Here is a 9,424-nt window from a genome sequence, read left to right as displayed (position 1 = left end):
AAAGCAGCACGCAACCCATAAGTCTGCACGCTTCTTTTCAGCCAATGAGAATGGGGTCGCAACCTATAAACAGGCGTTAATCTCAACGGCAGCTTTTTCCAGCATCAGACGTTCGCTGCGCCAATTCCCAATGTCTCAGTTGCGGACAAAGCGGCCTTGTGCACATGCGGCTATTGCTTACGCAGCATCCGTTCGCTCTAGCAATAAGCGCATCGCTGCGATGCAGCCTGTCCCGCCGGAGCGGACATTGAAATCTGGTCTAGGAAGCCGAATTCAAACTGATCTTTCGCTGCCTAGCTGAACAACCATCTACACGCGGACAAAGCTACCGTTGCATTCAAACTGCAGTCGGGCCGCTTCGTATTTTGAAGGAAACACACCGCACCCACCCCACTGACGTCACGGCGTCTTAGGCGGTGTTTGGGCAATTTTCGACATGCGACGAATGAGTTCCTTATCAATGATCTTTGCTTCATAGGGTTTCATTTTCTTCCACCGGGCACATTCTTCCCGCGTCCGGCCGCAGCCAAGACACCAGCCACTAGGGCCAGTAAACTCACAAACATCGGTGCATGGGCTCTTGCGCTTTTTCATGGACGGGTGCTTTTTGCTTGGAATAGGGTGTTCAACGGATGAGGCGATCCAAGTTTAGTACGGCCTGTCATGGACGGCTACTGTCGAGGATTTCCCGACGCTTTGATTTGCATCAAGCAATCGAAGCTAGGCTTTCGCGCTAGATAGCGCGTCGTTTATGTCCAGCTGGCAGACTTCTGAAATGGGCTTGTGGATCTTCCAAGAACCTCGCGCGACGTCATTGTGATGCACTGTCACAACGGTTTCAACCGGCGGGCAATCTGGCTCGAGACATGTGAGTTCTGCTACAGACACAAGATCGTTTTCACCCAATTCGAGTTGTTTGCTCACCCATACTTTGATTTTGGCAGCACGCCCTGACGACCGTTTTCGCGGCGCAAACATGTTCTTCACTTTTCGCCTCCGCCCAGTTGTACCCAAAGAATGCGGCCAGACTCCTCACCGACGAACAGCCACGCGTCCGACGTAATGGCGAGCGCCGCAATAGGAGAGCCGCTGGAACCCTTCACGACAAAGTCTTCTGCGTCTTCAGATGCCCGACCGGCCAAAACTGCCCCGTCCGCAAAACCTGCGAGCAGCGCATCATGGCCGAGCATACCTGTCACAGCGGTGCAGACTTGCTTACCTCCATAGCAACAAGTTGCTGGCGAACGGCCCATCGGGCCATCCTTGCCATCAAACGGCCAACAGATTGCTTCGTCGGCCCCAGAAGTCGCCAAAAATGGAGCGCTGCCCATCCATGTGAAGTTCTTCACCTTCGCCGGGTAGCCAGACATTCGCATGTCAGCCTTGTCGCGCAGCCGCCATCCGTGCATCGCGTTTTCTTGCATAGACGTGACAACGCATTTTCCGTCGGGACTAAATGTCACCGCCCCATGTGAGCCCTTCCATTTGAGACTGGTCGATTTCCAGCGACGATCACCCTTCTCCCAAACCGTAGCACCGCCATAGTGACCAACGGCCAAAAGACGTCCTTTTGCATCGAAAGCCAGGCCACCGACAGTGCTTGGGTGTTCGAATGTGCGCGGTTGCGCCTCGCCGTCGCTCCAGACCGTGGCAGTCTTGCCTGAGGAGCAAGCGAACAGCTTTGGTCCTGCCGCCACGCAGTCTACCCAGCGGCTCCCAAAACTCGCGATCTCTTCGACCGTGCCGTCCAATGAGGTTTTCAGAAATCGTCCATCGTCGCCGCCAGTAAAGATGGAGTCCGTCTCTGGATCGGTTGTGATGCAAAGAACTGCACCGTGATGGGCTTCAACCACCTTGGGCGGGCTGTCTGGTTCGAAGATGAGGATTGTGCCGTCACCCAGTCCAGCTGCGATGGACGAGCCCACGACAACCGAGCCTGTCACAGGCGCGCCAGTGTCCAGGCTCAGGCCTTCTCGCTCTAATTGCGTGGATGCGAAGCCGTCGCGCCTCGGGTTGGTTCGAACGGCTTCTGCTGTCATGCTGCTCGACATGCATTGAAGCCGTCCTCGAGGCCCATGGTGTCGAGATTACGGCCGATGAAGACAATACGCGATTGGCGCGTCCCTTCAGGCCAAGAACCCATAGGTGAGCCGTCCATCAGCATATGAACGCCCTGGAACACAAAGCGATCTTCCTCGTCCTTAAAATCAAGGATGCCCTTGGAGCGTAGAATGTCTTGCCCGCGCGTCTGGAGGAGCTGCCCAAACCACGTTTGGAACTTGTCGAGATCGAGCGGAACATCGGATGTAAGTGACAGGCTTTTCACATCATCATCGTGCTCGTGGTCGTGGTCCGATGTCAGGAAGTCCGGCTCGACCTCCAAGACGCGGTCCAGACTAAAAGCATTCAACCCAATCACTTCGTCCAGATTAGCGCCGCAATGCTCCGTACGGATGATCTTCGCGTAGGGGTTGATCGAGCGGATGCGGTCTTCGACGCGGCCCAATCCATCAGCTTCAACAAGATCAGTTTTATTCAAGAGCACGATATCTGCAAAAGCGATCTGTTCTTCTGCCTCGTGATGCTCGCCCAACTGGTCGCTGAGATGGACGGCGTCTGCTACGGTCACGATAGCATCGAGCTTTGTGCGGTCGGCCACATCTTGATCGACGAAGAACGTCTGCGCGACGGGCGCTGGATCGGCCAGACCGGTTGTTTCAACGATGATCGCATCGAGCTTGTCTGCACGTTTCATCAAGCCGCCCAAAATGCGGATAAGGTCTCCACGCACGGTGCAGCAGATGCAACCGTTGTTCATCTCGAACACTTCTTCATCGGCATCTACGACCAAATCGTTGTCGATACCTTCCTCGCCAAACTCATTCACGATGACAGCGTATTTCTTGCCATGGCGCTCGGTCAGAATGCGATTGAGGAGCGTGGTTTTCCCGGCTCCGAGAAAGCCGGTGAGCACGGTGACGGGAACCTGAGTAGCTTGGTCCATGGAGTATCTTTTCAATGGGGTGAGACGGTTGCGCTGCAGTCGCTGCAGCGGCCGTGAAGTTCTAAAACCGAATGGTTGGGGGCGAAGCCTGTGCGTTTTGACAGGCCCGCAATACTGTTTGTAAAGTCGTCATCGACATGCTCGGTCACAGTGCCGCAGTCGTCACAAATGGCAAAGACAGGTGTCTTTCCATCGTGCCCCCCGCAGCAAACAGTCCAGGCATTGAGCGATTCGACCCTGTGGACTTTCCCTGCATCCAGAAGCTTTTCCAGTGCACGATAAACTGTTGTTGACGCTGTCACGCCGTCGTCTCGCAACCCTTCCAAAATATCGTAGGCAGACACCGGACGATCCTGCGACTGCAGATACTTTAACACACGTTCAGCATGGGGGATGCGCTTTGAGCGTTTCTCCACAGCAAAGCCTCCTTGAACTATGGCTCTTGACGATACGTAACAAGCGCAGTTACTAAACGCAATGTTGCAACGTTACATTCTGGGAGCGTTCTTGCTATGAATGCGGACAAACCAATCCTATCGATTTGCATGACCTGTCGCGATGGCCGCGAAGGTTCCTGCGATATGCGCGGTGGATCTCGTTTGGCCCGTCGCGTAGCCGAAAAGCTGGCGCGGGAAAGCGACCCACAGATGCAGTTGCGTGGCGTGCAATGCATGAGCCAATGCAAGCGATCCTGCATCGTATCATTGGCGGCTGAGGGGCGGTTCACCTATGTGTTCGGGGAGCTTGATCCTGACGATGACACTCATGTCGACGCACTTTTCGAACTGGTATCTCGGTATTCGAAAGCAGCTGAGGGCTTCCTTGAGCGAAAGGATCGGCCCGCTCCACTGCAAGCAAGCATTCTAGGTAGGCTACCGCCACCAGATAGCCAATCCCCGCTCGTTTCAGACCTAACGCTGGCTGAGACATGAAGGATCTCTCTGAAGATATGTCTCCTCCCGGAAGCGCCGACGCCAGACCCACGAGTGGCGCGTGTCTTTCCGTCAAGGACGCGGGTTGGCATGCACCTAGAAGCAGCAAAACAATCCTGCATCCGATCAGTTTTGATCTCTCGCCCGGCCAGGTCCTCGGTATCGTTGGTCCGAACGGCGCAGGAAAATCCACGTTACTCCGACTGCTCTACCGGTATCATCGCCCCACGAGCGGGTCGGTAAAGATTGATGACGAGGATATCTGGAAGGTTTCCGCGCGAGACACTGCGCGCAAAGTCGCCGCTGTCCTGCAAGAGCAGCCCACAGATTTTGCGCTGACTGTTCGCGAAATTGTTGCCCTCGGACGTACGCCGCATCGGACTGGGTTTGGGGGTGCATCAGGTCAAAGGGATGCTGACATTATCGCGGGCGCGCTCGAACGACTGGACCTTGGTGGTTTCGCGGAACGACATCTTGGTACGCTGTCCGGTGGAGAGCGTCAGCGTGTTATGGTCGCCCGCGCGCTTGCGCAAGAACCGCAGCTTTTGATCCTGGATGAACCCACCAACCACCTCGACATTCGGCACCAACTTGAGGTTCTGAAACTGATCCGCGACCTCCCCGTGACGATTGTCACCTCGCTGCATGATCTGAACATGGCCGCGGATGTTTGCGACCATGTGCTGCTGCTGGATGACGGAAAAGCCGTCGGTTTTGGCGCACCACAAGACGTGTTCTCCGAGATCGCGATTTCAAAGGCCTTTCACGTTACAGCACGGCGCGAACACCTCGCGCCGAGCAATACGAAACACATGACATTCCATCTTTAAAAAAGGACCAACCAGATGAAATATATCGCATTTGGCGCAGTAGCGCTTAGCCTCAGCGTGAGTATGGCCGTAGCGGACACGACCGTTCAAAGCTGTAACCGCACCGTGACCTTCGACGCGCCGCCAGAACGTGCGGTCTCCAACGATGTGAACCTGACGGAAATGATGCTCGTCCTGGGACTTGCCGACCGCATGGTCGGCTATACCGGCATCTCCGGTTGGAAAACGCTTGATGAAGAGATGACAGCGGGCGTTGAAGAACTGCCAGAGCTTTCGGCACTTTACCCCTCGAAAGAGGTCATCATTGGCGCCGATGCTGACTTCTTCTTCGCAGGTTGGAACTACGGCATGAAGGTCGGCGGCGAGGTGACGCCTGAAACGCTCGAGCCCTTCGGCGTGCAGGTCTACGAACTCACCGAGTCCTGTACCCACATCATGGACACGGAAAAGGCGAGCATCGACATGATGTATGCTGATCTGATGAACCTCGGTGCGATCTTTGATGTCGAAGATACGGCTGCGGAACTGATTGATGGCTACCGGGCAGAACTTGCAGCCTTCACCAGTGAGCTGGAAACCAGTGAGCCGCTGCGCGTCTTTGTCTACGATAGCGGCGAGGATACGCCCTTTACCGCGGGCCGTTACGCCATGCCAACTGCGCTGATTGAAGCCGCGGGCGGCGTAAACATCATGGACGACTTCGAGAAAAGCTGGGCGACCGTCACCTGGGAAGAAGTTGTCGAGCGCAACCCTGAGGTCATCATGATCGTCAACTATGGCGAAGTGACCGCCGAACAAAAGCGCGAATTCATGATGTCGAACCCGGCCTTCGCCGATCTCGACGCCGTGAAGAACGACCGTTTTGTGACGCTGGAATATGTCGAGGCCACGCCGGGACCGCGCAACATTCAGGCGATCAAGACGCTCGCCGAAGCCTTCTGGGCTGAATAACCCATGAGCGAGGCCACCAGCACTCACCCTCAGGCTCGCCGTCGCGTCGGTGTGTCGTCGGTCTTGTTGGGTGCGGTTGCCCTGCTGTTGGTCTCGCTGTCCTTTGCCGTATCGGTAGGGGCGGTACCCGTCCCCCTCGGAACGGTCTGGAGCATCCTGTTAAACAAGATCAGCCCCGGGCTGATCGAACAAACCTGGAGCCAGGGGCGCGAAGCCATCGTGTGGGAGATCCGCTTCCCAAGGGCCATCCTGGCAATGATGGTCGGGGCTGGTCTGGCGATGGTGGGCGCAAGCCTGCAAGCCGTCACCCGCAATCCCCTCGCGGACCCGCATTTGTTAGGGATCTCATCCGGCGGGGCCTTCGGGGCGATCCTGGCGCTCCTGCACACCGGGCTGTTCATTGGCCTTCTCACCGTTCCGCTTCTGGCCTTCTTAGGGGCGCTAGGTGCCACAGCCATCGTGCTTGGCGTGTCGCGTTTTGCCGACGCGATGAGCGCGGATCGCCTTGTACTCGCCGGTGTCGCCGTGTCCTTCATCATCATGGCTGGCGCCAATGTGCTGATCTTCCTCGGCGATCCCAAAGCGACCCATGTGGTGATTTTCTGGATGCTCGGGGGCCTCGGCCTCGCGCAGTGGAGCCAGTTGATCTATCCGCTGGTCATACTTGTCGTCAGTGCCGCCTGGCTGCTTGCACGCGCGACTGAGCTGAATGCGATGACCGTGGGTGACGAAACCGCCTCAACCCTCGGCATCCCCGTCGCGCGCTTCCGGCTCGCGGTTTTTATCGCAGGCGCACTGATCACGGGCGTGATGGTCGCCTTTTCAGGCATCATTGGCTTCGTCGGCCTCATGGTCCCCCACGTCGCCCGCATGCTGGTCGGCGGCGACTACCGACGTGTCCTACCTGCGTCGGCCTTCCTGGGGGCAATCTTCCTACTTTGGGCGGATATGACCGCGCGCACCATTATGGCCCCCGAAGACATGCCCATAGGCATCGTGACCGGGTTGGTCGGTGGTGTCTTCTTTGTTTGGCTTCTGAGCCGACGTCAGGCGTAGCGTATGTCAAAACAGGCTGATGCAGACACCAAAAAAAGCAGATGATTGAGACCGAACGTCTTCGCCTTCGACGCTGGGACAATAGTGACATTCACCAAATTCATCTCTTGCTGGCTGACCCAGACGTCATGCAATTCAGTGAGACCGGCGCGCTGAGCGCGCACGATCAGATGACTTGGTTGCAACATGTAAGAACACAGCAACCGAAAAGTGCTTTGCCCGGATGCGTTGCGATTGAACGAAGAAAAGACAACCGGGTGATTGGTTATGTTAGCTTGCTCCAGGATCTTGCAAGAGTTCAGTCTCGCGATGTCGAAATCGGTTTTCGATTGATGAGAAGTGTATGGGGTCGAGGATATGCAATTGAAGCTGCATACGGATTGATCCACGCAACACCGTTGGGCGGCAGCTTTGACCGTATCGTTGGCATTGTCGATCCGGCTAACCGCCGCTCGGTCCAAGTGCTAAAAAACTTGGGATGACATTGACCGGCGGCATCATGCTGGAGGGATACAGCTATGCTGATCACCTTTACGCGATGGATGCGCGCGACATCGGCGATTTGTCGGAAGTTACAGCGCGACTCTGAAGCCGAGAAGGCTCAGGCTTACTAATGCGATCGTGGCCCCCGAAAACACTTGAATGCCAGGCATGGCAAAGCCCCATCGTCGGTGATTTTCAATTGAAAGTGCAGCAGTGTTTCGCGCCACAACGCTTGAAACGGCCACCAATGATGTCAGCGCTGCGGTGCCAAGCCCCATCGTCACAACGGCAATAGCGCCAGCCATCGCGAGACCCATCTGCCACGCGATCACCAGCAGGAATATGGCGCCGGTGCACGGTCGGATTGCAATGCTCAAAACCAAACCAAGTGCATCGCGAACGGATCCGACACGGGCGACCTGGTCGAGTGTGGGACCATGAGCTGCACAATCACAATTTTCGTCACAGGGTATTTGGCCTGCTGAAGCGGACCGATCAGCCCATTCAATGCTTCGTTCAGTAATGCCATCTGCATGCGCCAGTGCATGTTGCCGCGCAAAAGAGAATTCACCTGCCGGCAACACCCGTTGAGGCTGATGCTGATCTTGACGCAACCGATCCAGTCGCTTTACGGCCTTTAGTCCTCGCTACACAAGCAGAAGTCCAACACCAGCGATTGCAAGGTAGCTGATTGGTGCCAGATACTCCTCGGCCAATACGGTCAATTGGCGCGCGGACACCTCAACGAGTGAAAACCCACCAAACACCAACACAATGGCCCAAAGGCTCTGCGCCAAGCTTGAGGCAGTGGCCAATCCGATGAGCTTGCGAGCTGACACGGACGTTCCCAACCCCACGCCACCAACGAGGTACTTTCCGTGGCCGGGGCCCAAGGCATGAACAAACCCATAGGCGGCAGTCGCACTCAGCAAGGCAGCATACGCGCCAACTTCACCAGCTTTGAGAGCGCGGATCGCGCCTGCCATTTGGTTTTGAAATCCGCGTTGCGCTTCCATTGCCCAAAGTGCAATTCGACCGAGGTCAACCAAATTGATTGCAAAGAGTGCGACGGAAACGGTTGCAATCAGAAAAAGAGCTACACGCATTTCAACGCGATCCTGTCTGCGAACAAGGACCCAACATTGGCCATTGAAGGTGTTTCCTCTCGACCCAGCCGCGCCAGTGTTGCTTGCAATTTCTCATCTTGTTCCGATGGATCGTACTTAACGACCTCCGCATTGCATTTGCCTCCAGAACCTTTGAGTTCGGGCAAATCAGTCACCGCGAAGGCATAGAAGAAAGTGGATTCGTAGAAGGCAACGTCGGCCACCAGGCCTGTCGCCCGAACTGTCTCCTCCAGTTCACGCGTGAATGTGACCCGCAGTCGGCCGTCCAACATTTCGGCATCTAGGTCGGTCGGTCTTTTCAACGCTATGGGCTGCGTTTCCACCGATAAATGTGCTGAGCCATCGAAATCGCTGTGCCAATCACTGCGATGTCGTACGAGCGTCATGCGATCGTTTTCATCCAACCCGCCTTGGGCGTTAAGCGAGAGGTTGTATGACGACAAAATATAGAGCGTTTCGAAATCGTCGTAGAGCCATGTCACGCGTAGCGCGACGAGTGTGTCGTTTTCAAAGACGAAGTCCACGCCGCCATCGACGAAGACATGAGGGTGTCCGGTTGCTGGATTGCCGAAAAGAGTGGCCAATCCGCAGAGCAGCGGACCACGGATCGCCTTGAGGGCATGTCGTTTCAGCCGATACTTCAACCGCCTAGCTCGCATTGGTGAGTGCAATCTCGGCTTCTTTGGAAAGCGGTCTAAGACAACGTCGCAACCTGGTTTCGGACAGATCGCGCGCGATGATGACAATCCGGCTCTTTCGATCACTCTGATCCCAGTCTTTGATGGGCACCGGATTGTCAAAAACATGCTGGACGCCGTGGAAGACAAAGGGGAAGTCAATGCCCTTGAGAAAAACAAGACCTTTGACCCGCAACAAGTTAGGTCCGCGCAGCTTAACCAAGGGTCTTGTCAGAATAACTTGGCTTGAGCAGGGTAGGGCGGTCGCATAGCTTTCTTCCATGACCAAACCCGCCTCATTCAAATACTTCAAAACCAGTCCCGAGATCATTCGTCTTGCAGTGATGCTGTACGTTCGGTTTCC

The 9,424-nt window shown here is 55.9% G+C and carries 14 protein-coding genes and 1 pseudogene; 7 read left to right on the top strand and 8 right to left on the bottom strand.

Annotation, left to right across the window (positions count from 1 at the left end; all coding sequences use genetic code 11):
* On the top strand, nt 1-301 hold a 301-nt coding region (locus tag ABJD00_RS03505; RefSeq protein WP_413835707.1), incomplete at its 5' end, for a hypothetical protein.
* A 98-nt stretch (nt 302-399) separates the two neighbouring features.
* Here ABJD00_RS03505 and ABJD00_RS03500 read toward each other — a convergent pair.
* The 4 genes from ABJD00_RS03500 to ABJD00_RS03485 all read right to left on the bottom strand — a co-directional run bounded on the left by ABJD00_RS03500 (nt 400) and on the right by ABJD00_RS03485 (nt 3,420).
* On the bottom strand, nt 400-594 hold the full coding sequence (locus ABJD00_RS03500; protein ID WP_413835704.1) for a DUF1289 domain-containing protein: 195 nt from the start codon (nt 592-594) through the stop codon (nt 400-402).
* A gap of 389 nt (nt 595-983) precedes the next feature.
* On the bottom strand, nt 984-2,039 hold the full coding sequence (locus ABJD00_RS03495; protein WP_413835701.1) for a WD40 repeat domain-containing protein: 1,056 nt from the start codon (nt 2,037-2,039) through the stop codon (nt 984-986).
* Nucleotides 2,036-3,004: a CobW family GTP-binding protein gene (locus ABJD00_RS03490; protein ID WP_413835698.1), complete on the bottom strand. Its 969-nt coding sequence runs from the start codon at nt 3,002-3,004 to the stop codon at nt 2,036-2,038. The genes ABJD00_RS03495 and ABJD00_RS03490 overlap by 4 nt, the downstream gene beginning before the upstream one ends.
* 11 nt (nt 3,005-3,015) lie before the next feature.
* The gene (locus ABJD00_RS03485) at nt 3,016-3,420 is read right to left on the bottom strand and encodes a Fur family transcriptional regulator (protein WP_413835695.1); all 405 of its coding nucleotides are present in this window, start codon (nt 3,418-3,420) and stop codon (nt 3,016-3,018) included.
* A gap of 96 nt (nt 3,421-3,516) precedes the next feature.
* On the opposite strand from ABJD00_RS03485, the gene ABJD00_RS03480 reads away from it, so the two are divergent.
* Genes ABJD00_RS03480 through ABJD00_RS03460 form a run of 5 tightly spaced genes read left to right on the top strand, consistent with a single transcriptional unit; the run spans nt 3,517 to nt 7,255 of the window.
* On the top strand, nt 3,517-3,936 hold the full coding sequence (locus ABJD00_RS03480) for a DUF1636 family protein (protein WP_413835692.1): 420 nt from the start codon (nt 3,517-3,519) through the stop codon (nt 3,934-3,936).
* Nucleotides 3,933-4,766, top strand: coding sequence for an ABC transporter ATP-binding protein (locus ABJD00_RS03475; RefSeq protein ID WP_413835690.1), 834 nt, complete (start codon nt 3,933-3,935; stop codon nt 4,764-4,766). Before ABJD00_RS03480 ends, ABJD00_RS03475 begins: the two co-directional genes overlap by 4 nt.
* 15 nt (nt 4,767-4,781) lie before the next feature.
* Nucleotides 4,782-5,717 (top strand): ABC transporter substrate-binding protein, encoded by a 936-nt coding sequence (locus tag ABJD00_RS03470; RefSeq protein ID WP_413835688.1) that lies wholly within the window; start codon nt 4,782-4,784, stop codon nt 5,715-5,717.
* A 3-nt stretch (nt 5,718-5,720) separates the two neighbouring features.
* Nucleotides 5,721-6,773 (top strand): FecCD family ABC transporter permease, encoded by a 1,053-nt coding sequence (locus ABJD00_RS03465; protein WP_413835686.1) that lies wholly within the window; start codon nt 5,721-5,723, stop codon nt 6,771-6,773.
* 41 nt (nt 6,774-6,814) lie between these two features.
* On the top strand, nt 6,815-7,255 hold the full coding sequence (locus ABJD00_RS03460) for a GNAT family N-acetyltransferase (protein WP_413835684.1): 441 nt from the start codon (nt 6,815-6,817) through the stop codon (nt 7,253-7,255).
* Between the two features lie 90 nt (nt 7,256-7,345).
* Here ABJD00_RS03460 and ABJD00_RS03455 read toward each other — a convergent pair whose 3' ends face one another.
* The 4 genes from ABJD00_RS03455 to ABJD00_RS03440 all read right to left on the bottom strand — a co-directional run bounded on the left by ABJD00_RS03455 (nt 7,346) and on the right by ABJD00_RS03440 (nt 9,343).
* Nucleotides 7,346-7,633, bottom strand: coding sequence for a hypothetical protein (locus ABJD00_RS03455; protein WP_413835682.1), 288 nt, complete (start codon nt 7,631-7,633; stop codon nt 7,346-7,348).
* Nucleotides 7,634-7,903: 270 nt separating this feature from the next.
* Nucleotides 7,904-8,362 (bottom strand): hypothetical protein, encoded by a 459-nt coding sequence (locus ABJD00_RS03450; RefSeq protein ID WP_413835680.1) that lies wholly within the window; start codon nt 8,360-8,362, stop codon nt 7,904-7,906.
* A complete protein-coding gene (locus tag ABJD00_RS03445) occupies nt 8,353-9,027 on the bottom strand; it encodes a DUF1007 family protein (RefSeq protein ID WP_413835678.1) in 675 nt (224 codons plus the stop codon). Before ABJD00_RS03445 ends, ABJD00_RS03450 begins: the two co-directional genes overlap by 10 nt.
* A gap of 4 nt (nt 9,028-9,031) precedes the next feature.
* Nucleotides 9,032-9,343: a GTP-binding protein gene (locus ABJD00_RS03440; protein ID WP_413835709.1), complete on the bottom strand. Its 312-nt coding sequence runs from the start codon at nt 9,341-9,343 to the stop codon at nt 9,032-9,034.
* Here ABJD00_RS03440 and ABJD00_RS03435 point away from each other — a divergent pair.
* Nucleotides 9,342-9,424, top strand: a pseudogene (locus ABJD00_RS03435) (IS6 family transposase); the annotation flags it as partial. The gene ABJD00_RS03440 and the pseudogene ABJD00_RS03435 sit on opposite strands and share 2 nt — an antisense overlap.

The organism is Tateyamaria sp. (assembly GCF_039945315.1).
GTDB lineage: Bacteria > Pseudomonadota > Alphaproteobacteria > Rhodobacterales > Rhodobacteraceae > Tateyamaria.
Note: the sequence above shows the minus strand (reverse complement) of the source record. Positions and strands in the feature narration are given on the sequence as shown.